This is a genomic window from Daejeonella sp. (assembly GCF_044232565.1).
In the GTDB taxonomy this organism is placed as follows: domain Bacteria; phylum Bacteroidota; class Bacteroidia; order Sphingobacteriales; family Sphingobacteriaceae; genus Daejeonella.
Map to the genome: position 1 here is coordinate 1 of NZ_JBIILQ010000011.1, position 24,279 is coordinate 24,279.

General features: G+C 36.3%; 26 protein-coding genes. 23 read left to right on the plus strand and 3 right to left on the minus strand.

Features of this window, described 5'->3' with window-relative positions; translation table 11 throughout:
- Window positions 1-189 precede the first annotated feature (189 nt).
- A complete protein-coding gene (locus tag ACILQF_RS01525) occupies window positions 190-1,200 on the plus strand; it encodes a sensor histidine kinase (RefSeq protein ID WP_395625645.1) in 1,011 nt (336 codons plus the stop codon).
- 1 nt (window position 1,201) lies between these two features.
- Window positions 1,202-1,921, plus strand: a complete 720-nt coding sequence (locus tag ACILQF_RS01530) for a LytR/AlgR family response regulator transcription factor (protein WP_395625646.1) — start codon at window positions 1,202-1,204, stop codon at window positions 1,919-1,921.
- A gap of 3 nt (window positions 1,922-1,924) precedes the next feature.
- On the opposite strand, the gene ACILQF_RS01535 is transcribed toward ACILQF_RS01530, so the two are convergent.
- From ACILQF_RS01535 to metK, 3 genes are all read right to left on the minus strand, one after another.
- Window positions 1,925-2,659 (minus strand): lysophospholipid acyltransferase family protein, encoded by a 735-nt coding sequence (locus tag ACILQF_RS01535; protein WP_395625647.1) that lies wholly within the window; start codon window positions 2,657-2,659, stop codon window positions 1,925-1,927.
- A gap of 42 nt (window positions 2,660-2,701) precedes the next feature.
- Window positions 2,702-3,256 (minus strand): NUDIX domain-containing protein, encoded by a 555-nt coding sequence (locus ACILQF_RS01540; protein WP_395625648.1) that lies wholly within the window; start codon window positions 3,254-3,256, stop codon window positions 2,702-2,704.
- 67 nt (window positions 3,257-3,323) lie between these two features.
- Window positions 3,324-4,580, minus strand: coding sequence for a methionine adenosyltransferase (metK, locus tag ACILQF_RS01545; protein ID WP_395625649.1), 1,257 nt, complete (start codon window positions 4,578-4,580; stop codon window positions 3,324-3,326).
- Between the two features lie 211 nt (window positions 4,581-4,791).
- On the opposite strand from metK, the gene ACILQF_RS01550 reads away from it, so the two are divergent.
- From ACILQF_RS01550 to nuoL, 21 genes are all read left to right on the plus strand, one after another.
- Window positions 4,792-5,664, plus strand: a complete 873-nt coding sequence (locus ACILQF_RS01550; protein ID WP_395625650.1) for a diacylglycerol/lipid kinase family protein — start codon at window positions 4,792-4,794, stop codon at window positions 5,662-5,664.
- Between the two features lie 5 nt (window positions 5,665-5,669).
- Window positions 5,670-6,014: a translation initiation factor gene (locus ACILQF_RS01555; protein ID WP_395625651.1), complete on the plus strand. Its 345-nt coding sequence runs from the start codon at window positions 5,670-5,672 to the stop codon at window positions 6,012-6,014.
- Window positions 6,015-6,170: 156 nt separating this feature from the next.
- Window positions 6,171-7,718, plus strand: coding sequence for a phosphoenolpyruvate carboxykinase (ATP) (pckA, locus tag ACILQF_RS01560; protein ID WP_395625652.1), 1,548 nt, complete (start codon window positions 6,171-6,173; stop codon window positions 7,716-7,718).
- A 375-nt stretch (window positions 7,719-8,093) separates the two neighbouring features.
- Window positions 8,094-8,921: a MotA/TolQ/ExbB proton channel family protein gene (locus ACILQF_RS01565; protein WP_395625653.1), complete on the plus strand. Its 828-nt coding sequence runs from the start codon at window positions 8,094-8,096 to the stop codon at window positions 8,919-8,921.
- An 85-nt stretch (window positions 8,922-9,006) separates the two neighbouring features.
- Entirely contained in the window at window positions 9,007-9,627 is a 621-nt protein-coding gene (locus ACILQF_RS01570) for an ExbD/TolR family protein (RefSeq protein WP_395625654.1), read from the plus strand.
- Between the two features lie 25 nt (window positions 9,628-9,652).
- A complete protein-coding gene (locus ACILQF_RS01575; RefSeq protein WP_395625655.1) occupies window positions 9,653-10,204 on the plus strand; it encodes an ExbD/TolR family protein in 552 nt (183 codons plus the stop codon).
- A gap of 39 nt (window positions 10,205-10,243) precedes the next feature.
- Entirely contained in the window at window positions 10,244-11,068 is an 825-nt protein-coding gene (locus ACILQF_RS01580; RefSeq protein WP_395625656.1) for an energy transducer TonB, read from the plus strand.
- Window positions 11,069-11,306: 238 nt separating this feature from the next.
- On the plus strand, window positions 11,307-12,206 hold the full coding sequence (locus tag ACILQF_RS01585) for a PstS family phosphate ABC transporter substrate-binding protein (protein ID WP_395625657.1): 900 nt from the start codon (window positions 11,307-11,309) through the stop codon (window positions 12,204-12,206).
- A 12-nt stretch (window positions 12,207-12,218) separates the two neighbouring features.
- Window positions 12,219-13,898, plus strand: a complete 1,680-nt coding sequence (locus ACILQF_RS01590; protein ID WP_395625658.1) for a hypothetical protein — start codon at window positions 12,219-12,221, stop codon at window positions 13,896-13,898.
- An 81-nt stretch (window positions 13,899-13,979) separates the two neighbouring features.
- Window positions 13,980-14,351: an NADH-quinone oxidoreductase subunit A gene (locus ACILQF_RS01595; RefSeq protein ID WP_395625659.1), complete on the plus strand. Its 372-nt coding sequence runs from the start codon at window positions 13,980-13,982 to the stop codon at window positions 14,349-14,351.
- Between the two features lie 108 nt (window positions 14,352-14,459).
- Window positions 14,460-15,002 (plus strand): NADH-quinone oxidoreductase subunit B, encoded by a 543-nt coding sequence (locus ACILQF_RS01600; RefSeq protein WP_291404218.1) that lies wholly within the window; start codon window positions 14,460-14,462, stop codon window positions 15,000-15,002.
- Window positions 15,002-15,505 carry an NADH-quinone oxidoreductase subunit C gene (locus tag ACILQF_RS01605; protein WP_395625660.1) on the plus strand — a complete coding sequence of 168 codons (504 nt, stop codon included), beginning with the start codon at window positions 15,002-15,004 and terminating at the stop codon, window positions 15,503-15,505. Before ACILQF_RS01600 ends, ACILQF_RS01605 begins: the two co-directional genes overlap by 1 nt.
- Window positions 15,502-16,713 (plus strand): NADH-quinone oxidoreductase subunit D, encoded by a 1,212-nt coding sequence (locus ACILQF_RS01610; RefSeq protein ID WP_395625661.1) that lies wholly within the window; start codon window positions 15,502-15,504, stop codon window positions 16,711-16,713. Before ACILQF_RS01605 ends, ACILQF_RS01610 begins: the two co-directional genes overlap by 4 nt.
- Complete coding sequence (gene nuoE / locus ACILQF_RS01615) at window positions 16,706-17,221, plus strand: NADH-quinone oxidoreductase subunit NuoE (protein WP_395625662.1); 516 nt, start codon at window positions 16,706-16,708, stop codon at window positions 17,219-17,221. Before ACILQF_RS01610 ends, nuoE begins: the two co-directional genes overlap by 8 nt.
- 87 nt (window positions 17,222-17,308) lie before the next feature.
- Complete coding sequence (gene nuoF, locus ACILQF_RS01620) at window positions 17,309-18,676, plus strand: NADH-quinone oxidoreductase subunit NuoF (RefSeq protein ID WP_395625663.1); 1,368 nt, start codon at window positions 17,309-17,311, stop codon at window positions 18,674-18,676.
- Between the two features lie 14 nt (window positions 18,677-18,690).
- The gene (locus tag ACILQF_RS01625; RefSeq protein ID WP_395625664.1) at window positions 18,691-19,692 is read left to right on the plus strand and encodes a 2Fe-2S iron-sulfur cluster-binding protein; all 1,002 of its coding nucleotides are present in this window, start codon (window positions 18,691-18,693) and stop codon (window positions 19,690-19,692) included.
- Window positions 19,692-20,729, plus strand: coding sequence for an NADH-quinone oxidoreductase subunit NuoH (nuoH, locus tag ACILQF_RS01630; protein ID WP_395625665.1), 1,038 nt, complete (start codon window positions 19,692-19,694; stop codon window positions 20,727-20,729). The genes ACILQF_RS01625 and nuoH overlap by 1 nt, the downstream gene beginning before the upstream one ends.
- Before the next feature lie 69 nt (window positions 20,730-20,798).
- Window positions 20,799-21,296 (plus strand): NuoI/complex I 23 kDa subunit family protein, encoded by a 498-nt coding sequence (locus ACILQF_RS01635; RefSeq protein WP_395625666.1) that lies wholly within the window; start codon window positions 20,799-20,801, stop codon window positions 21,294-21,296.
- 101 nt (window positions 21,297-21,397) lie between these two features.
- Entirely contained in the window at window positions 21,398-21,901 is a 504-nt protein-coding gene (locus tag ACILQF_RS01640; RefSeq protein ID WP_395625667.1) for an NADH-quinone oxidoreductase subunit J, read from the plus strand.
- Between the two features lie 2 nt (window positions 21,902-21,903).
- The gene (nuoK, locus tag ACILQF_RS01645; protein ID WP_395625668.1) at window positions 21,904-22,233 is read left to right on the plus strand and encodes an NADH-quinone oxidoreductase subunit NuoK; all 330 of its coding nucleotides are present in this window, start codon (window positions 21,904-21,906) and stop codon (window positions 22,231-22,233) included.
- A 46-nt stretch (window positions 22,234-22,279) separates the two neighbouring features.
- Window positions 22,280-24,187 carry an NADH-quinone oxidoreductase subunit L gene (nuoL, locus tag ACILQF_RS01650; protein WP_395625669.1) on the plus strand — a complete coding sequence of 636 codons (1,908 nt, stop codon included), beginning with the start codon at window positions 22,280-22,282 and terminating at the stop codon, window positions 24,185-24,187.
- Window positions 24,188-24,279: the final 92 nt, after the last annotated feature.

Consider the following 24,279-nt stretch of genomic DNA (forward strand, 5'->3'; position numbering starts at 1 on the left):
ATTTGATGATGCAATTAAATACAATTTAATTTATTGTAGAAATGTATTAGACCAAGCTCCTTTTTTATTAGACAAACAGCACTTTTTCTACTCTTAAATTTAATAGTGTAAATTGGGCTGTTTGCAGATAGATATTGGCTGTTCGTCGAATCCGATACCTACTGGCAGGTGGAAATAATACATTTATTTATGAATAAGTTGAAGCAGGTAATTCTTCATGCATGTATTTGGGTAGCAATATTGCTCTTTTTCATGTATTTAGCCAGCGATGGCAAGATTGTCCACCCTACTATTGTGATTTTTGTTTACTTCGGGATCATCAATGTTACTGTTTTTTACATCAATTACCTTTTTATACTGCCAACCTTCCTGAACCAGAAGAGATATGTTTGGTGTGGCCTTGCGATGCTATTGCTGATTATCATTTCAGCTTTTATAAAATGCGGTCTCGCCTATTATTTTTATGATATCGTTATCAAAAGGGATGGAGCCAAACGAATTATTGATTTTTGGGATTATTATTCCGGGGCAGCCTTTGTAAGTGCTTTTTTTATTACGATTAGCACAGTTTTGAAATTTATCTTAGACTGGTTCCTAAATGAAAAAGTGAAGAGCCGCTTAGAAAATGAAAAGCTCCTTGCGGAATTAGCATTCCTTAAATCCCAAATTAATCCTCACTTTCTTTTTAACTCCCTTAATAATATATATTCACTTGCCTATCAAAAAGCAGAGAAAACGCCCGAGGCTATTCTTAAACTCTCTGAAATAATGAGGTACATGTTATATGAAAGCAATGTCGATAAGGTGGCTTTATCTGATGAAATTAGGTATCTTGAGAATTATATTGAACTTCAAAAGCTAAGGTTTAAGGATAATATTCATATCAAATTTGAAATTATTGGAGATCCTTCGGGACTTAAAATTACGCCACTTATTTTGATTTCATTTGTAGAAAATGCTTTTAAGCATGGTATAGCAACAGATATTGATGTTCCAATTAGTATTACATTAAATCTTTCTCATGGGAAGCTTTTCTTTCAGGTAGTTAATAAAAAGAGTGAAATGAATAAAGATATGACTGGTGGAATAGGATTGTCGAACGTAAAAAGGCGGCTCGACCTACTCTATAAAGGTCAGTATAACTTAAATATTGATGATAAGAACGATATTTATCGTTGTGAATTAAATCTAGATTTATAAAATGATACGCTGTTTGGTTGTTGACGATGAGCCATTAGCTCTGGATATATTAGAAGATTATATCAGTAAGATTCCATTTTTATCTCTTGTTAAGTCTACTACAAGTGCTATTGAGGGTCTTTCGCTCGTGCAAAGTGATGCAATTGACCTTGTTTTTTTAGATGTTCAAATGCCAGAACTTACAGGAATTCAGTTTCTAAAGATCATCAATGGGAAATGCGATGTTATACTTACAACTGCTTATTCTCAATATGCACTTGATGGATACGAACTTGATGTAGTTGATTACCTCCTTAAACCAATTGCATTTGATCGATTTTATAAGGCTGCACAGAAAGTACTACAGAATTCAAATCATTCTAATTCATCGGTACCTGATGCATTTATTGCTCAGAAAACGCACGACTTTATTTTTGTAAAAACAGAGCATAAGATCCAAAAAATATATTTAGATGATATCCTTTATATTGAGGGACTTAAAGATTACATTTCCATTTTTACAAAGACGGAGCGGATTATAACCCTTCAGAATATGAAGAAAATGGAAGAATCGCTACCTTCAAAATCATTTATAAGGGTTCATAAATCTTATATTATTGCCTTGGGTAAGATTGAAAGTATAGAACGTAGTCGTATTCAGATTGGCGAAAAAATAATACCCATTGGGGATACTTATCGTGATTATTTCTTCAAGCAAATTGAAGATAAAAATATCGGTTAATATTTAATGATTGATTGCTTTTTTTATTGCCTCTTCAGATTCGGCAACAATCTCATCAATTGTTTTATTTGCCGGTTCTATTGGCTCTAGAACCTCCCAACTTATTTTTTCAAAGGCACTTAGTGGAAATTTTCCATACTGAACGAATTTCCAAGAGCCATCAATAGCGATAGGTACAATTAATGATTCAGGCACTTTTTTTAGTAGCGTAGCTATTCCACCAGCATTAAATGCTTTCATTTGTCCATTTTTTGCTCTAGTTCCTTCCGGAAAAATAACAGTCGACCAGTTATATTTTTTCATACGCTCAGCCAACTTGAGAATCTCCGGAACAGCTTGTTTGCTATCTTTTCTGTCGATGTTGGCTCCACCGCCATATTTTAAATTAAAAGATATACTCGGAATGCCTTTTGTGAGCTCAATTTTTGAGATAAATTTCGTGTTATATTTTCGCAAAAACCAGATAAGAGCGGGGATATCATACATGCTCTGGTGGTTCGCAATAAAAATAATTGGCCTATTGCTAGGCAAATGATGTATGTTTTTAAAGGATATACGGCAAGCCATTAAAGTATAACTTGCCAATAAAAAGAAATTTAAAATATCTACAGAGTGTTTATGTGCTTCTTGGCCCCCAAGCTTTAAACAAATCCATTGTATTGGATGAAATAGGCAAAGAAAAAAACCAAAAAACAAGTAATGGATTGGTGTTAGGATGAAACCAAATAGTTTATTCATATATGTCTTTTAATTTTGTAAAATTACAATCAATTCCAATTGTTATGAATTAAAATGAGTGATTTTGACCTTCAAAATTGCTGCAACACTGATAGAGTCTGTTATTTCCCCATTTAACACCATTTCATAGGCCTCTAGGAATGGTAATTTTTTAAGAAGCAATTGTTCGGTTTCTTCAGGTTCAGATTCGCCATAGCTTAGGCCTTGAGCTAGAAAAATTATGCCAACTTCATCACTTACTGAATTTGAAAGATGTATTCTCTGAATTTCTGTCCAACAATCAGCAATAATTCCAGTTTCTTCCTTTAATTCTCGTTTTGCAGAAATTAAGGGATCAACTTCAATGGGTCCGCCACCTTCCGGTATTTCCCAGCTATAAGATTTCAAAGGAAATCGATACTGACCAACCAGCCAAGTATTATTATTATCGTCGAGTACAATGATTCCAATTGCAAGGTTTTTGAAGTTTACTTCTCCATAAATACCTTCGCCTCCACTTGGATTTAAAACCTGATGTTCCGTTAAACTGATCCAAGAGTTGTCATATATCTTTTTACTAGAAATTGTTTGCCAGGGGTTTTTGTCTGCCTCTTTCATTTAAACGAAATTAAAAAAAAAGCCTTCTTTCCTAAAAGAAAGAAGGCTTTTGATGTATAAAAAAACATTAAGCTAAATTAAACGCCTTTTTAATTTGATCTATAAAATCAAGTTTTTCCCAAGTAAATAATTCAACCTCTAAAGTTTTTGAATCACCATTAGAACCTTTGAATGTTTTGCTTACTACTTCGTTCACACGGCCCATATGTCCGTATGCAGCAGTCTCAGAATAGATTGGATTGCGAAGTTTTAATCTAGTTTCAATTCCGTATGGAGTCATGTCGAAAATCGAAGCTATTTTGTGTGCGATTTCTCCATCAGTCAAATCCACATTAGCAGTTCCGTATGTATCTACAAAAATCCCCATTGGATCCTTCACGCCAATCGCGTAGGATACCTGAACTAAAATTTCATTACAAACACCTGCTGCAACAAGATTTTTAGCGATATGACGTGTAGCATATGCTGCAGAACGATCAACTTTTGAAGGATCTTTGCCAGAGAATGCACCGCCACCGTGAGCGCCTTTTCCTCCGTATGTATCTACAATAATTTTACGTCCTGTTAAGCCTGTATCGCCGTGGGGACCACCGATTACGAATTTTCCTGTTGGATTTATATGGTATTTAATTGCATCAGTAAATAAAGCCTGAAGCTCAGGTTTAAGTTGCGCTTTCACTCGTGGAATTAATATAGAAATAATATCCTCTTGAATTTTTTTCTGCATGACTTCTTCTGAGTCGAAGTCATCATGTTGTGTAGATACTACAATAGCATCGATACGAATAGGCTTATGATCATCACTATATTCAATCGTTACCTGCGATTTTGCATCAGGTCGTAGATATCCAATACTTACATTTTCTCTTCTTAAAATTGCCAGTTCGGTTAAGATTTTGTGCGCTAGATCTAATGCAAGTGGCATATAATTTTCAGTCTCATTACTTGCATAACCAAACATCATTCCTTGATCACCAGCGCCTTGATCTTGTTTATTAACACGATCAACACCTTGGTTAATGTCTGCCGATTGCTCATGGATGGCTGAGATTATTCCGCAAGAATTGGCTTCAAACATGTATTCCGACTTAGTATAGCCGATTTTACGAATCACATCTCTAGCAATTGCTTGAACATCGAGGTATGCTTGTGATTTCACTTCTCCAGCTAGAACTACCAAGCCAGTTGTTACTAAAGTTTCACAAGCAACTTTAGATTCTGCATCCCAAGCTAGAAAATTATCGATTAAAGCATCTGATATCTGATCCGCTACCTTGTCCGGATGCCCTTCTGATACAGATTCTGAGGTAAATAAATAAGGCATAGTTCTTTTTATTAAGTTATAAATTTCTTAAAAACAATGCAGAAAAATGGAAATCTACCGAACGGTTAAAAATTGCAGTATGTTTTAGCACTTTTTTTTACGTGGTTGCAATCAACGCAAATCGATCCACTTTTTTTGCATTGCAAAAGTAGGATAAATTTCAAGTTCTAAAAAAATTTAAGACTATTTTTGAGCTTTAATTTTAATTTTTTTGAAAAAAAATATTTTATTTGTTATTAACCCGATTTCGGGAGGCAAAAGCAAATTAAATTTTGCTGAAAAGGTTTTTAAACATCTGAATTTGAATCTGTTCGAGCCAAGTTTTGAGTTTACGAAATGGCATGGCCATGGAATTGAGCTTGCTAGCAAAGGGCTTGCGGATGGAATGGACATTATTGTTGCTGTGGGTGGCGATGGGACAATTAATGAGATTGCCTCTGTTCTTGAAGGCACTAAGTTTACAATGGGTATTGTTCCTTTTGGATCTGGAAATGGTTTGGCTAGGTCGCTAAATATTCCATTGAACGAAGTGGGAGCAATAAAAAGATTGAATAATTTACATTATCATTCAATTGATTCCGGACTTTTCAATAATCGGAAATTTTTCAATATAGCTGGAATTGGATTTGATGCCTTGATTAGTACCCGCTTTGCTGAGAATGTAAAACGTGGTTTTTGGGGCTATTTTAAGACAAGCATTTCCGAAATTTCTAACTATAAACACCAAAAATATCGCATTGAAATTGATGGTAAATTGATTGAACGCGAGGCTTTTATGATCAGTTTAGCCAATTCATCCCAATTTGGGAACAATGCACATATAGCTCCTTTTGCTTCATTAGATGATGGTTTTTTGGATGTGTGCATTGTCAAACCCTTCCCTATTTATCAATTCCCCGTTTTGGGTTATAGAATGTTTAGTAAGAGCACACATAAATCCAAATTTGTTGAAATACTTAAAGCTCGTGAAATTAAAATAACTAGGGAATATCCCTCTGCTGTGCACCTAGACGGAGAACCTATTCAAATGGGAGTTGAATTAAATATCTCAATTAAACCTCTTTCGCTCAAACTTTTAAATTAATAATAATGTCAAAAAAAAATATAGGCTTACAGGGAGTAGTTTATTCTACGAATCCAGATTTTGAATATGATTCCGAACAATCAGAGTCGACAGAAACCTTAAAACCTCAGCATCAAGACTTACGTGTTCAATTGGATAAGAAGCAGCGAGGAGGCAAGGCTGTAACCTTGGTAAGTGGTTTTATTGGCTCCAAGGAAGATCTTGAAACTCTTGGCAAAAAATTAAAACAAAAATGTGGGGTAGGTGGCACAGCTAAAGATGGCGAAATTATTGTTCAAGGAGATTTTAGAGAAAAAGTGATGACAATGCTTCAGGCAGACGGATATAAAGTAAAAAAAATAGGGTCTTAAAATATTTCAAATTATTTGACTTAAATACCTGATATTTAGATTATTAATACTTAGTGTAAAAAATACAATAATAGATATTTTAGCGAAAAATAATCTTAAAAACTGCTAAAATGGGCATTGTTTTTGACTAGATTGTACGACAATTTAACGATTAGTATGCAGCTATCTAAATCCAACCCTGATCTACAATACCTGAACCTCGAAAAAGCAAAATTCATTCATTATCAATTATCGCCATCCGAATTAATTGAAATTGCCATCACTAATGGGGAGGCTAAACTTGCGGATAGTGGCGCACTTGCGGCAGATACTGGCGAGTTCACGGGGCGTTCCCCGCGCGATCGTTTTATTGTTTGTGATGAGATCACCGAACAGTCGGTTTGGTGGGGAGATGTAAATATTAAATTTGGAGAATCAGAATTTGAAGCTTTATTTGATAAAGTAACTAGCTATCTCTCTGAAAAGGCAATTTATGTAAGAGATGCCTATGCTTGTGCTAGTGATGAATACCGATTAAATATTAGAGTAGTTACGGAAACAGCCTACCAAAATTTATTTGCTAATAATTTATTTTTAAGGCCTTCAACTATAGGTGCTCAGCTTAAACCCGAATGGACTATCATTGCGGCACCAGGATTTAAAGCAAATCCGGAAATTGACGGAACACGACAATCTAACTTTTGCATAATTAATTTTAGCAAAAAAATGATTCTCATAGGTGGCACGGGATACACGGGAGAAATAAAAAAGGGTATTTTTTCAGTTCTTAATTTTATTCTGCCGCATCATCATCACGTACTTTCTATGCATTGCTCGGCCAATGTTGGAAAAGAGGGGGATACTGCGCTATTTTTTGGTCTATCGGGAACCGGAAAAACAACCCTTTCTGCAGATCCTGATCGCATGCTTATTGGGGATGATGAGCATGGGTGGAGTAAAGACAGTATTTTTAATTTTGAAGGAGGATGCTATGCAAAATGTGTCGATCTTGATCCAGAAAAGGAGCCTCAGATTTTTAATGCAATTCGTTTTGGGTCTTTATTAGAAAATGTGAATTTTTATAAAGAGGGTAGGACGGTTGATTTTGCGAATATTGATAAAACTGAGAATACTAGAGTAGCCTACCCCATTGATTATATAGAAAATGCTTTAATCCCTTCACTTGGGTCTGCACCAAAGAATATTTTTTTCCTTACGGCAGATGCTTTTGGTGTTCTCCCTCCAATATCTAAGTTAAATTCTGAACAGGCTAAATACCACTTCATTTCAGGTTATACAGCTAAGGTAGCTGGTACCGAAGCGGGCATTAATGAGCCACAGTTAACCTTCTCAGCTTGCTTTGGAAAGGCTTTTTTACCACTTCATCCATCAAAATATGCTGAACTTTTAGAACAGAATATTGATCAATTTGGAGTAGATGTTTGGCTTATTAATACGGGCTGGACCGGTGGAAAATATGGAACAGGTTCAAGAATGAAGCTTGCTTATACCCGCGCAATGATTAAATCTGCCTTGAACGGTGGCTTAAAGGATGTCGAATATGAAGAGCATCCCTTATTTGGATTGGCGATGCCGACAAGTTGCCCCGGTGTTCCAACAGAAATTTTAAATCCGATGAATACTTGGCAAGATAAAAATGCTTACGAACAGACAGCAAATAGCTTGGCTGAGGCATTTGTATCAAATTTTAAACAATATTCATAATTTATTGATTATAAGATAGTTGTTGGCTTTTTTTGTGAAATCGAATGCTTTTATAATTAAAAATCACAATCTAAATTTGCAATTGCAATAAAAAATAGTTTTTATTGTAAAACGGTTGCCGAATATTAGAGGCGATCTTCTTTTAGAATGGCAATATCTTGCTAAATTCTAGAGAGTGGCATTGACAGGATTGAATTAACAGGTTTAAAAATTTTCAAATTTTTTTTTAAGTCTAAAATTATATTTTTGTTAACCTTTGAAGGTGACAAAAGTATTTTTATATATTTATCAAAAATTAGTATTCAAAAAGTATTACCAAATAAAAATTAATCATTCTATTATCTAATCAACAACTAAAACTAAAATTTAAAAAAAATGGCGAACGCACCAAAACCAACAACAGCTAAGAAAGAAAGCTCTGGTTCAAGCATTTTTGCAAGTATGTCTATCGTGATGTGTATCCTTGTCGGAGTAGTTCTATGGAAATTCGTAATGGGTGATGGATCTAATTTTGAAGGAGGAGATCCTGAAAATGGTCATCCACTACCTGGAAACTACTTCGGTATGGTTTACAAGGGTGGTTACGTAGTTCCTGTGCTAATGGGATTATTCTTAATGGTTATTGTTTTTTCTATCGAACGTTTCTTCGTAATTGGTAAAGCTACTGGTAAAGGGGATATCGACTTATTTGTAAAGAAGATCCAAAGTTTTATTAGTGCTGGAAATATTGATTCAGCAATTTCTGAATGCGATAAGCAAGAAGGTTCTGTTGCTAACGTAATCAAATCTGGATTAAAGAAATATAAAGAAATGGAGACTGAGGGTAAAATGGATACTGAGCAGAAATGTCTTGCTATTCAGAAAGATATTGAAGAAGCAACTGCTTTAGAGATGCCTATGTTAGAGCAAAACTTAACTGTAATTGCAACTCTTGTTTCAATTGGTACATTAATGGGTCTATTGGGTACAGTAACAGGTATGATTAAGGCTTTCGCGGCATTATCAACTGCAGGTTCTCCAGATCAGGCTGCATTAGCAAATGGTATTTCTGAAGCATTGATTAACACTGCTACAGGTATTGCTACTTCTACTGTTGCAATTATCATGTACAACTTGTTTACTTCTAAAATTGATAAATTGACATATGCTATTGACGAGGCAGGTTTCTCAATCGTTCAAACGTATGCAAGTACTCATAAATAATAGATTTTGATTTTTTATTCCGGGTTTTAATTAACCTGGAATATTTCAACTCTATATTAATTAGTTATTAATTTAAAAATAAGCAATGCCAAGAATTAAAGTTGCCAGAAAAAGTACAGCTATCGACATGACAGCAATGTGTGATGTGGCGTTTTTGTTGCTTACATTTTTTATCCTTACAGCAACAGCACGTCAGCCTGAACCGCTTCCTGTTGATACCCCGGCATCTACAGTAAAGTTCAAATTGCCGGATGTAGATATTGCTACGCTTACTGTTGGACAGGAAAAAGTATTTTTTGGAGTACCGGGACAGCCGATCAGAGTTCGTACATTAGAATTGATGGCCGAAAAATATCAGATCACGTTTACGGACGAAGAAAAAATGCGTTTTTCTCTAATGGAAAGTTTTGGAGTTCCAATCGGAAATCTAAAGCAAATCATTATGTTGAAGGGTGATGAGCGTAATGCAGAGGGGCTACAGCCTGGAATTCCTACAGACTCTGTAGGTGAGCGTCCATCCGAATTGCACAACTGGCTTTTATCAGCTCGTTATGCAACCAAAGAACTCAATAATGTTGATATGCGTGTCAGTATTAAAGGTGATTCGAAGGAAGAATATCCTTCAATCAAGAAAATATTGAATATCCTTCAGGATCAGAATATTAACAAATTTAGTTTGATCACCTCATTGAGGGCAGAAGATTAATTATTCGTATAAAATATAAAACGCGATGGCAGAATTAGATACCTCCGGCGGGGGTAAAGGTAAAGGCGGGAAAGTTAGAAGTAAAAAGCAATCAACACGTGTGGATTTAACCGCAATGGTGGATTTGGCTTTCCTTCTTATCACCTTCTTTATGCTTACCACCACGCTGGCTAAACCTCAGGCAATGGATTTAGCCATGCCTGATAAGGAAAAAACCGATGAACAGGAATTAACAGTTGCTGATAACAGAACAATGACCATACTTTTAGGCGCTAATAATCGTATAGAGTGGTATATGGGTCTTGTTGATAAACCTTTGACTCCACCCCAGGTTGATAATTATGGGAGAAATGGAATCAGAAAAGCATTAGTTGAATATTCAAAAAAGGTTATTGCTACTACTGGTGATCCAAGTAAAGGCTTAATCGTTTTGATCAAACCAAGTGCTCAGTCAAATTATAGAAATTTTGTAGACATCCTTGATGAAATGAAAGTGTCAAATATCGAAAGATATGCGATTGTTGAAATTTCAGATCCGGACATTGCTTTATTAAAACGAGATGGTCTCTACAAATAATTATTTCAAACAAATATTTACCCTTTAAAGAATTATTATATGTTAGGGTCTAAAATAGATTTATTTAATAGCCAGTGGTTGGATGTTATATTTGCCGGTAGAAATAAAAGCTACGGTGCGTATGATTTAAGGAAAGATAATTCCAAAACAACTAGTCGTGCTGTTATCATTGGTTCATTACTTTTTATAATTGTTGTTTCATTACCATTAATTATAAAATATATTTCAGGAATATTGCCAGAAGATGAGAAGTTTAAAGTAACAGAAGTTGTTTTGGCACCTCCTCCACCAATTAATAAGGAAGAGCTGCCTCCGCCACCTCCAGAGCCGCCTAAGCCTAAGATCGATCAAATCAAATTTCCTCCTCCGGTAGTTGTTCCTGCTGAAGAAGTAAGAGATGAGGAACCGCCAACAGTTGAAGAATTGAAAGTGGCTGATCCAGGTCAGAAGACCATTGAAGGTGATCCAAATGCAGACATTGTAATTGATGAGCCTGTAGGTGAAGCTCCAAAGCAGGCAGAAGTTACAGAGGATAATAGCATTAGAGATTTTGCTAGCGTTGAAGTACTTCCTGAATTTGCGGGTGGTATGGCAGGATGGGGAAAATATCTTCAGAAAAATCTAAAGTATCCTCCAATCGCTCGTGAAAATAATATCACAGGTCGTGTTATTATGAGTTTCGTAGTTGAGAAAAATGGCCAACTTACAGATATCAAAGTACTTCGTGGTATTGGTGGTGGTTGTGATGAAGAGGCTGTTCGTGTATTAAAAAATGCACCAGCTTGGAAACCAGGTATTCAAAATGGTCGCCCAGTTAGGGTTGCCTACACAATGCCTATATTCTTCCAGCTGGCTGGACAATAAGATAAATGTCTTTTTCTAAAGAAGATCTGACCAAACAGAAATCGCCCGCAAAGCGATTTCTGTTTATTTTAGGGCTAGGGATGTTTGCCCTTTATTTTGCTCTAGGAGTTGCAATAATTTTTTGGAAGGACTTTCCTATGGATCTTTCATTTGAATATAGACTTGCCTTTGCTATCTTATTGATTGTTTACTCATTTATCAGATTTGTTCGTTTACTTCGCTCTTAATAATAAATGATATGAAAAATTTAATTTTACTATTTTATTTCTCTGGATTTATTTTGCTTATTTCATGTCAGAGTAAACCTTCAGAAAAGCAATCATATACCAGTGGTAAGGAGCAAATATTAGTCGACGAATCTTTTGCACCAATTATTGAGGACCAGGCTTTTCTTTTTGAAAGTACTTACCCCAATGCAAAACTTGAATTGGTCATGAAATCTGAAAATGAATTATTAAATTTGTTCTTAAGTGATAGCATTCAGGTTGCCATTCTTACAAGGGAGTTAAAAGACAATGAAAGAAAGCACTTTGAATCAAAAAACATAAAAATTCGGTCAAACCGATTTGCAATTGATGGAATTGCGCTTATTACGCACAATTCCTCTAAATATGTTAATGTTGATGTTTCGGATATTATTAAAATTTTAAAGGGAGAGCCTTCAGCTCTTCAAAGCTTAGTTTTCGATAATGCCAATTCTAGTACGGTGAGGTATTTTAAAGAATTAGCAGTAATTGATCAGCTTCCTTCAACAGGCATTTATGCATTAAAGTCAAATGCTGACGTTATCAAGTATGTAAATGACAATCCCGGATCAATCGGTGTTGTGGGTGTTAACTGGATGGTACAGCCTCCAGCAGAGTTGGAAACCATAGTGACGGATTTAAAGATATTAGGGGTTAAAAATGTGGCCGGTCGTCCGGGTTCGGATGCTTACTATAAACCTAATCAAAATGATATTGCTTTAGAGAAGTATCCTCTTACAAGATCATTATATGTGATAAACTGCGAAGGTGGTGCTGGTTTGGGCACGGGTTTTGCATCTTTTATTACTGGAGATCGTGGTCAGAGGATCGTGTTAAAATCAGGATTATTGCCTGACAGCATTCCCTCGCGAGAAATTAATATTGTAAATTAAATTATATTTAAAATGATGAATAAGGCAGTTAAATTGACTTTGGGTTTAGTATTTATAAGTTCGGTTGTTTTTTCTCAGAGTTTAACTGATGCGAGGAAGGCTATTGATGCAGAGCAGTATCAAAAAGGTAAAGCTATGTTAAACTCCTTAACTAGTACACAAGCTACTAACCCAGAGACCTTTTTTTATCTAGGTAATTTATACCTAACCACGGCATCAATTAATATCCGTCCTGATTATATTGATTCTGCTAAGGCTGTATTTGAAAAGGGAATCAGTGCGAATGCTGAATATGCTTTAAACTTCGTGGGTTTAGGTGCTGTAGATCTAGCAAAGAAAGCAAGCCCAAAGGTAAATTTTGATAAAGCCATTGCTTTAACCAAAAAGAAAGATCATTTAACAGATCTATATATCGGTCGTGCTTATGTAAATGCACCAAAACCAATGATTACGGAAGGCATGGTTCATCTTAATAAGGCCAAATTGCTGAACGAAAAAGATGCTCAATTATTTTTAGTGCTAGGTGATGCTTATCGCGCAGAGATGAAAAATAGTGAGGCCTTTAGCGCTTATAGAACTGCCTTTGATTTGGATAAGACTTTTTTACGATCAAAAGTTGAGTTAGGCAAAATCAATAAAATGTCCAAAGCTTTTGAAGAGGCCATTGCTGAGTTTAATAGTGTGATTGCTTTGGATGATAAATATGGTCCTGCTTATCGTGAGTTAGCTGAAACCTATTATCAGTGGGCCTGGACCTCTAAAAAGGAATATGAAGGTCGCATAAAGCTGGCATTGCAGTTTTACGAAAAATACATGGATTTAACGGATCGCTCTTTAGATTCTCGTTTACGCCATGCTGATTTTCTTTATCTAGTTAAAGATTTTAAGGCTTTGGAGGCAGAAGCAAATGAAATGGCCAAGTTAGATAATGTAAACCCAAGAGTTTTACGTTATTTGGCTTATTCAGCATTTGAAAATGGTAATTTCACATCAAGTGCTCAGGCTTTGAATGACTTTATTGCCAAAGTGGAACCAACACGTTTGATTTCCCAAGATTATCTTTATTTAGGTAGAGCTCAGATGAAGGATACCACTAAGTTTCAAGAGGGTATGGCTAATATTGAGAAGGCTGTTGCTTTAGATTCAACAAACGCAGTAGTGATGAGTGAAATTGGCCAAGCACTTTATAAAGGTAAAAAGTATGTTGAAGCTGCTCGTGCTTATGAGATCGCTATATTAAATCCTGAAAGAGCATTGCTAGATTATTACTATTTAGGCATGTCTTATTATTTTACTTATGGTGCACAAAATGCTGCTAAATTAAATCCACCTAAGGATCTTTTGGTAAAAGCAGATACAGCATTTAGTTTTCTAGTAAAAAGATCCCCGACAACACAAGCAGGATGGCAGTATAGAGGAAGAATTAATCGTCTTTTAGATGAAAATGATAGTAAAGGTTTGGCAGTTCCCTATTATGAAGCTTATGTAAAACTTGTTACCCTAGATAAGCCAGAATTAGCAGCAAAAAGCGTCCCTGGATTAATTGAAGCTTATAATTACTTAGGTTCTGTAGCATTAAGAAAAGACTCAGATAAGTTGAAGGCAAAAGAGTACTTTGATAAAGTGATTTTACTTGACCCTTCAAATGTCACTGCTAAAGAGTCTATTGCAGCTATTGCAAGTCTCAATTAGAAGAAAATAAATATCATATAGAAGCTCCTGAACCTTGTTTAGGGGCTTTTTTTATTTATATTTGCATTGTAATAATAAAAAATGGAAGCACAAAGCACATCACTTAGTTACCTGCCAATTATCTTTCAGATTATTGTAGCTCTCGGATTTGTAGTTTTTACTATGACTCTTACCCATTTAATTGGACCTAAGCGTAAAACATCTGATAAATTGGTGGCATTTGAATCGGGGATTAAATCTATAGGTAATGCACGTCAACCATTTTCAATTAAGTATTTTTTAGTAGCGATATTATTTGTTCTTTTTGATATTGAGGTAATTTTTATGTACCCATGGGCGGTGAATTTTAGAGAATTTGGTGTTAATGGGCTGATTGAGATGTTCATATTTATGGGATCGCTTCTATTAGGTTTTATCTACATTATTAAGAAAAAGGCATTAGACTGGGAGTAGTATTTAGATTGGTTCTAAATATGTGTTTAAAAAATTGAAAGCATTTAATTTCTTAAATTTGGGCTCATTTCAGACCTGTCTGAATTGAGCTTTTTCTTTTGAAAGATTATGAGTGAAGTAAAAATAGTTGAAGCGCCTCCGGGTATTGAGGGATCAGGTTTCTTTGCAACGTCAATGGATAAGGTTGTTGGACTAGCACGTTCACACTCCTTGTGGCCCTTGCCATTTGCAACGTCTTGTTGTGGTATTGAGTTCATGGCTACCATGGGTTCGCACTATGATTTTGCTCGTTTTGGGTCCGAAAGACCGAGTTTTTCGCCTCGTCAAGCAGATTTATTAATGGTTATGGGAACCATTGCCAAGAAAATGGGACCTGTATTAAAGCAAGTATATCTTCAAATGGCTGAGCCACGTTGGGTAATTGCTGTTGGTGCATGTGCAAGTAGTGGCGGTATTTTTGATACGTATTCAGTGATGCAGGGAATCGATGAGATAATTCCTGTTGATGTGTATGTACCGGGCTGCCCCCCACGACCAGAAGCTATTATTGATGGTTTCAATAAAATACAAGAACTGGTAAAAAACGAATCACTTCGTAGAAGAGAATCACCAGAATATAAAGAATTATTAGCTAGATACGGAATCCAGTAATGGGCAAAATAAGCAACCAGCAAGTCGTACAAAGTTTAACTTCAAAGTTTGGGGATAATATTACTATTCCTACAGAACCATTTGGCTTGTTAACTTTTGAAACAACGGCCGAACATATTAATGAAGTTTTACGCTTCCTGAAGGAGGATAAAGAACTAAAATTTAACTATTTGACTGATATTACTGGAATTCATTTTCCGGAGCAGGCCCTGTCTATGAGTGTTGTATACCACGTGCATAGTCTTGCTAATAATGTACGTGTCAGAATAAAGGTTTTCCTTGATGGAAATGCGCCTAATATCCCAACAGCTACAAACCTTTGGGAAGGAGCAAACTGGATGGAACGTGAAACTTATGATTTCTTCGGTATTATTTTTGAAGGACATCCTAACTTGGTAAGAATTTTAAATGTTGACGATATGACCGTTTTCCCGATGCGTAGAGAACATCCCTTGGAAGACCCAAATCGTGTTGATAAAAAAGATTATTTCTTCGGAAGATGACGAATCACCCCATATTTACAGATAATGACCCACAGAAGGAAACGATTACGTTAAACCTTGGTCCTACACACCCTGCAACCCATGGTGTGTTCCAGAATGTTTTGGAAATGGATGGAGAGCGGATTGTAAGTGGCGTTTCGACTATCGGTTATATACATCGTGCTTTCGAAAAAATTGCTGAACACCGCCCATTTTATCAGATCACTCCATTAACAGATCGATTGAACTATTGTTCATCTCCTATTAATAATATGGGATGGCACATGACTGTTGAGAAATTATTAGGTATTGAAACTCCCAAAAGGGTTGATTATTTAAGAGTTATCGTAATGGAGCTTTCCCGTATTTCAGATCATTTAATTTGTAATGGAATTTTAGGGGTTGATACAGGTGCATTTACTGGCTTCTTGTACTTAATGGAAGAGAGAGAACATATCTATGAAATATATGAAGAGATATGTGGTGCTCGCTTAACAACTAATATTGGACGTATTGGTGGTTTTGAAAGAGATTTTAATGATATCGCATTTGCGAAAATCAAGAAATTCTTGGTAAAATTTCCTCCTATTCTTAAGGAGTTTGAAGGATTGTTTAATCGAAACAGGATATTTATTGAGCGTACTTCTGGCGTTGCTGCTGTAGATCCTGAGACAGCACTTAATTACAGTTGGAGCGGACCAATTTTGCGTGCTACAGGTGTTGACTATGATGTTCGTGTAAATGAACCTTACTCATCGTATCAAGATTTTGATTTTGATATTCCGGTTGGTACTACAGGTGATGTTTACGATCGTTATGTTGTTCGTAATGAGGAAATGTGGCAGAGCTTGAGAATTATTGAGCAAGCACTTCAAAAGATTGAGAAAGAACCTAAAGGTGTTTTCCATGCCGATGTTCCTGAGTTTTATCTTCCTCCAAAAGAAGATGTTTATAATAATATGGAAGCCTTGATTTACCATTTTAAAATTGTAATGGGAGAGATTGATACGCCTAAAACTGAAGTTTATCATGCTGTTGAAGGGGGTAATGGCGAATTAGGTTTCTATCTAGTGAATGATGGTGGTCGTTCACCGTATCGTTTGCACTTTAGAAGACCAAGTTTTATTAATTACCAAATGTATGCACCAATGAGCGCCGGTATGTTATTATCGGATGCGATTTTAAATATGAGTAGCTTGAACGTAATTGCAGGAGAATTAGATGCTTAGTGTAACTGAACATAAAGGAATTGAATTTTCAGCAGACTTGAATAGCAAGTTTGAGGAAATTGTTAAACGATATCCGGAAGGAAAACAAAAATCTGCTTTACTACCTATCTTACACCTTGTGCAGGCAGAATATGGCTGGGTTAGTCCGGAGCTAATGGATAAAGTAGCCAGTCTACTTCAATTACAATCCATTGAGGTTTATGAAGTAGCAACATTTTACACCATGTTTTTCCTTCGCCCACAGGGTAAATTTGTTTTGGAAGTATGCCGTACGGGACCATGCTGTTTAGTAGGTGCTGAAAAAATTATGAATCACCTAGAAAAAACGTTAGGTGTGAAAGAGGGCGAAGTAACTGAAGATGGTAATTTTAGTTGGAGAGGGGTAGAATGTTTAGCTGCTTGTGGAATGGCACCCGTTTTACAGATTGGTCCAGATTATACTTTCTATGAGAATTTAACAGAAGAAAGTGTAGATAAATTGATAGAAAATTTAAAAAATAAGATATAAGTTAGGTATTTGGAGGCCAATTGAGGTTTTTTAATTGTAAATCTCAAATCTCACATCTCCTATCTCACATCTCATATCTAAAAGAGAATGGCTCGCAAGTTATTATTAGAAAATATAAATGTACCAGGAATACATACTTTCGATGTTTATCGTCAGAATGGTGGATACCGTGCAGTAGAAAAGGCCTTGAAGTCTATGGCACCTGATGCTATTGTTGAAGAGGTTAAAACTTCTGGCTTACGTGGGAGAGGCGGTGCGGGTTTTCCTACAGGTATGAAGTGGAGCTTTCTAGCTAAACCTGAAGGTCGGGAGCGTTATTTGGTATGCAATGCAGATGAGTCTGAACCAGGAACCTTTAAAGATCGTTACCTTATGACTCATATTCCTCATTTATTGATTGAGGGAATGATTGTTTCCAGCTTTGCTCTTGGTGCAAAAACATCTTATATCTATGTTCGTGGTGAAATGATGCCACAGATTAGGATATTAGAAAGAGCCATTGCTGAGGCTAAAAATGCCGGATTTCTAGGTAAAAATATCCTTGGAACGGGATACGATTTAGAATTATATGTTCAGCCAGGTGGTGGAGCCTACATTTGTGGCGAAGAAACTGCCTTAATTGAATCTCTTGAAGGTAAGCGTGGCAATCCTAGAATTAAGCCTCCATTCCCAGCAATTTCTGGGGTTTGGGGATGTCCAACTGTAGTTAACAATGTGGAGACTATTGCGGCTATTGTTCCAATCATTAATGATGGTGGTGAAGAATATGCGAAAGTTGGTATAGGAAGAAGTACGGGTACAAAATTAATTTCTGCTTCCGGAAACTTGAGCAAGCCTGGGGTTTATGAAATTGAAATGGGACTCCCAGTAGAAGAATTTATATACTCAGATCAATATTGCGGTGGAATAGCGAATGGTAAAAGATTGAAAGCGGTTGTGGCTGGAGGTTCTTCTGTTCCAATTTTACCGGCAAATCTAATTCTTAAAACCATAAATGGGCAAGCACGTTTGATGAGTTATGAATCACTTTCAGACGGAGGTTTCCAGACCGGTTCAATGCTTGGTTCAGGTGGATTTATAGCCTTAGATGAAGATCAGTGTATTGTTAGAAATACCTGGAATTTCTCCCGTTTTTACCATCATGAAAGCTGCGGACAATGTTCGCCTTGTCGCGAAGGTACTGGATGGATGGAAAAAGTGCTCCATAGTTTAGAGAACGGACACGGTAAAATGAGTGATATCGACCTACTGGTTGATGTTTCGAAGAAAATAGAAGGAAATACAATTTGCCCGCTAGGTGATGCTGCCGCGTGGCCAGTAGCTAGTGCAATTCGTCATTTCAGAGATGAATTTGAATGGCATGTTAATAATCCTAAGGCAGCAATGGAGGGTAATTATGGTTTAGCAAATTATGCTGATCCTTTGCCTAAGTTGGAAGAGCAAATTCAAAATTAAACGATTCTTTAACAATGAGCGATAAAGTTAAAGTAACTATAGATGGGATAACGGTTGAAGTAGAACCGGGAACAAGTATTCTCAATGCTGCACGTCAGATTGGGGGAGATATTGTCCCTCCTGCTATGTGCTATTATTCTAAATTAGAAGGAAGTGGTGGTAAATGCCGTACCTGTTTGGTAAAAGTAAGTAAGGGTTCTGAAAAAGATCCTCGACCGATGCCAAAACTGGTAGCTTCATGCCGTACTGGCGTAATGGATGGAATGGAAGTGGAGAATATCACTTCTCCAGAAGTGATTGAAGCACGTAAAGGTGTTGTAGAAATACTTCTTATAAATCATCCACTTGATTGTCCGGTTTGTGATCAAGCAGGCGAATGCCATTTGCAAGATCTATCTTATGAGCATGGTGTTGCTGACACTAGATATGAATTCGATCGTCGCACCTTTGATAAAATTGATATTGGCGATAAAATTCAGTTGCACATGACGCGTTGTATTTTATGTTATAGATGTGTTTATGTAGCTGACCAAATCACTGAAAATCGCGTTCATGGTATTTTAGGTCGTGGTGATGCATCCGAAATTTCAACTTATATAGAAAAGGCGATAGAAAACGACTTCTCTGGAAATGTGATTGATGTTTGTCCCGTAGGAGCTCTTACCGATAAAACTTTCCGTTTCAAAAATAGAGTTTGGTTTACTAAACCTGTTGATGCACATCGTGATTGTCCTAAATGTAAGGGCAAGGTAACACTTTGGTATAAAGGTGATGAAGTATTGAGGGTAACAGGGCGCAAAGATCAATTTGGAGAGGTGGAAGATTTTATCTGTAATACTTGCCGTTTTGAGACAAAAAATACAAGTGATTGGGTTATTGAAGGCCCACGTCATATTTCGCATACTTCAGTAATTTCGTCTAATCATTATGAAATGACTCTCCTACCGGTTATTAAGGAGGATCCCATATTGATTGAGGCTAATAAAATTGAATTTGACAGAGCAACAAAGGTTTAATGGAACTAGCATTTATAATAGAGAAATTTATTTTAGTAACGGTCATATTTTTGATCAGTTTAACTATAGCAGCTTATTCAACTCTCGCTGAACGGAAAATTGCGGGCTACCTTCAAGATAGAGTAGGTCCTAATAGAGCAGGCCCCGGAGGTATGTTTCAGCCCCTGGCAGATGGATTGAAAATGTTTTTTAAGGAAGAAATAATTCCTACAGATTCTAGTAAGGCCCTATTTATTTTAGGCCCTTCTCTGGCATTACTCACTTCTTTAATTGGAAGTGCTGTGATACCGTGGGGTCAAAGTATTGAGATTGCCGATCGCCTAGTTAGTTTGCAGATTGCTGATGTGAACGTGGGTATTCTTTATATTTTCGGAGTGGTTTCATTGGGAGTTTATGGAATTATGATTGGTGGCTGGGCATCCAATAATAAGTTTTCATTAATGGGAGCCATTAGAGCTGCATCACAAAGTATTAGTTATGAGATTCCTATGGGCTTATCAATTATTGCTCTATTGATGACCACCAATACGCTTAGCATGAAAGAAATCGCTGAGCAACAACATGGTATAAATTGGAATATATTTTATCAGCCGCTAGGATTTTTAATTTTCTTGGTCTGCTCCTTTGCAGAAACAAATAGAACTCCTTTTGATCTACCGGAATGTGAAACTGAACTTGTGGGTGGTTATCACACGGAATATTCAGGCTTTAAAATGGGTGCTTTCATGTTTGCTGAATACTTAAACATGTTCCTTGCTTCGGCAGTAATGTCAACACTTTACTTTGGTGGATATAACTACCCAGGAATGGATTGGGTAAATGAAATGACTGGCACACTAATCGGACCATTGATTGGAATGGGAGTTTTAATTCTTAAAATCTTTGCATTTATTTTCTTTTTTATGTGGGTACGCTGGACTGTTCCACGTTTCAGATATGATCAGTTAATGAATTTGGGATGGAAAGTCTTGATTCCATTAGCTATTGCAAACATTGTAATCACTGGAATTGTAATTATAGTTTACGACAAATTATAACTCATCTGTTTATTTAATAATCAGGTAAATAATATTAAAAAAATAACCTTTCAGGAGGATTTAGGGTTTATGGAACCATTAAGTAATAGAAAAAAAGTCTTAGAGCAGAAACCAATGAATTTCTGGGAGCGTTTGTATCTCCCTGCTATTTTCATGGGTATGGGAATTACGTTCAAGCACATGTTCAAAAAGAAGGAAACAATTTTCTATCCGGAAGTAGAACGTGAATTTTCGGAGAATTGGAGGGGAATGCATTCTTTAAAAAGAGATGAACAGGGACGCGAACGTTGTACAGCTTGCGGACTGTGCGCTCTCTCTTGTCCTGCAGAGGCAATTACCATGATTGCTGCAGAGCGTCAAAAAGGTGAAGAGGCCTTGTATCGTGAAGAAAAATATGCAGCCGTTTATGAAATAAATATGTTGCGTTGTATTTTTTGCGGTTTATGCGAGGAAGCTTGCCCTAAAGAGGCAATCTATCTTGATGGACCGATTGTTCCTGCAGATTATTTAAGAAAAGATTTTATTTACGGAAAAGATAAATTAGTTGAAGAGCCTTTGAAGGTTTAACGACAAATAAATTTATAATTGGGCAAGCCGGATCCTGTAAATAATTCGGCAGAAATTATACCTTTGCCCCATATTGGGTTAAAGATTAAAATACCTTGTTAATGAGTATATCTCTATTTTATTTTGTTGCTTTCTTGTCCATATTCTTTGCACTTCTAGTCGTTTTTGCAAAGAATCCGGTGCATAGTGTGCTCTACCTTATTGTCACATTTTTTACATTCACCATTCATTACATTCTATTGAATGCACAATTTTTAGCCATCGTAAACTTCATTGTTTATATGGGTGCAATTATGGTGTTATTTCTTTTTGTACTGATGCTTCTTAATTTGAATGAGGGCTCTATTGGCTCAAAATCAAATTTACTGAAGATGGTTGGTGTAATTGCCGGAATGTGTTTGATAATCACATTAGTTGGTTCTGCCAAGGTATTGAACGCCTCTGACCCACTAATACTTCAAACTCAGGATTTAGGTTTGGTTAAAAACCTTGGGAAAGTGCTTTTCAGTAAATTCCTGCTTCCATTTGAGATTTCTTCAATTTTATTGCTTTCAGCGATGGTTGGCTCAGTTTTATTGGCTAAAAAGGAAATTAAAAAGATATAAGAATGGAAAACGTAACCCAAGCACTTCAAGGTGTACCCTTAAATCATTATATCTTATTGAGTATCATCATATTTTCAATTGGAGTAATTGGAGTGATGATAAGAAGGAATGCAATTGTGATTTTTATGTCCGTTGAACTAATGCTTAATGCAGTAAACTTATTGCTCACAGCATTCTCAGTACATCATAATGATCCTGCGGGACAAGTATTTGTATTTTTTATTATGGCTTTGGCAGCAGCAGAAGTCGCAATAGGCTTGGCAATTATCGTCATGATCTTTCGAAATACAAACTCTACCGATGTTAATATTTTGAATAAATTAAAGTGGTAATAAAGAAAGATCCTTTGTTTTTGAATAGGTCAAAAAGAATATAATAATGATAAATTTAGTTTGGTTAATTCCATTATTCCCACTGTTAGGTTTCCTTATTAATGGTTTAGGCCGTAATACATTATCCAAATCTGTGGTGGCATTTGTTGGCTGTCTTACTGTTCTGGCTTCTTTTGCCCTAAGCATAGGTGTGTTTTTTGAACTCAATACTTCAGAAACAAAATCAATCATCATTCCAATTTTCGATTGGATAAGTGCTGGTACGGTTAAAAGTCCCTTTTCTTTCCTTATCGATCCTTTGAGTGTATTAATGCTCCTTATAATTACAGGTATTGGGTTTTTGATTCACCTGTATTCGGTGGGTTATATGCATCATGATTCAGGTTTTGGTAAATTCTTTGCCTATTTAAACTTGTTCATTTTCTTCATGCTTCTCTTAGTTCTTGGCTCTAATTATGTGGTCATGTTTATAGGCTGGGAAGGTGTTGGTTTATGTTCTTACTTGTTAATTGGATTCTGGTTCACTAATCCTTCTTATGCAAGTGCTGCAAAAAAAGCATTTATTATGAACCGAATTGGTGATTTAGGCTTCCTTATCGCTGTATTTTTGATATTTACCACCTTCAATAGTGTTGAATTCGCTCAAGTATTTCCACAGGCCGCAAATATGGCCTCAGGTGATTCAATGCTCATATTAATTACCGCTTTACTTTTTGTAGGTGCCATTGGTAAGTCGGCACAAATTCCATTATTTACCTGGCTTCCTGATGCAATGGCGGGTCCGACCCCAGTTTCTGCATTAATTCACGCTGCAACCATGGTTACAGCAGGTATTTACATGATTGCTAGATCAAATATCTTATTTACACTTGCTCCAGAAACATTGGCTGTAATTTCAATCGTGGGGCTTGCAACTTTATTGCTAGCGGCTGCAATTGCAGTATCACAAACTGATATCAAGAAAGTATTGGCCTATTCAACAGTGTCTCAATTGGGCTATATGTTTTTAGGCTTAGGCGTTGGAGCCTATACAGGTGCATTTTTCCATGTAATTACGCACGCTTTTTTTAAAGCTTTACTGTTCCTAGGTGCAGGTTCTGTAATTCATGCTATGAGCAATGAGCAGGATATGAGAAATATGGGCGGCTTAAAAAAGAAATTACCTATAACCTTTCTAACTATGATGATTGGTACGATCGCAATTGCTGGTCTGCCTCCATTTTCAGGTTTTTTCTCTAAGGATGAAATTTTAGCGCATGTGTATGAGCATAATAAAGTATTTTGGTCTATTGCTGTAGTTGGGGCCATGTTTACCTCTTTCTACATGTTCCGGATGATGTACCTTACTTTTTATGGTAATTTCCGGGGGACAACCGATCAGGAGCATCATTTACATGAATCTCCAGCAAGCATGACTATTCCATTAATTATTCTAGCCGTTTTATCTGCAATAGGTGGAATTATTGGTATACCTGCAGTATTAGGTGGTGGGCATTGGCTTGAAGGCTTCCTTTCGCCAGTTTTCGCAGTTTCTGCATCCAAAACTGGAACACTTACTTTAGATCATACAACAGAATATATTCTCATGGCTACTTCTGTTGCAGGGGCATTAATTGCTATGCTTTATGCTTACAGTCGCTATGTAAAGCAATCACATATTCCTGCTGCTGATGGTGCCGACAGAGGAGGGCTTGCACGTTTATCCTATAATAAATTTTTTGTCGATGAACTTTATAGTTCTCTAATTACTCGTCCGCTCGACGCCTTATCAGGCTTCTTTTATAAGACTATTGATAAGTTAGGAATTGATGGTATAGTTAATGGATTCGGTAAAGGAGCAATTGAATCAAGTAAGGTGTTTAGATTGCTACAAACAGGTATGGTAGGTTTTTACATCTTTATGATGGTTGCCGGAGTACTTGCATTGCTGTTTTATAGTATGTACAAAATTTAATATTAAGGAGTAGAACGAGATAAATGGAAATTTTACTAGTACAGATTTTTATTCCGCTAATTGCTGCACTGATTATTCTAGTGTCTGGAAAA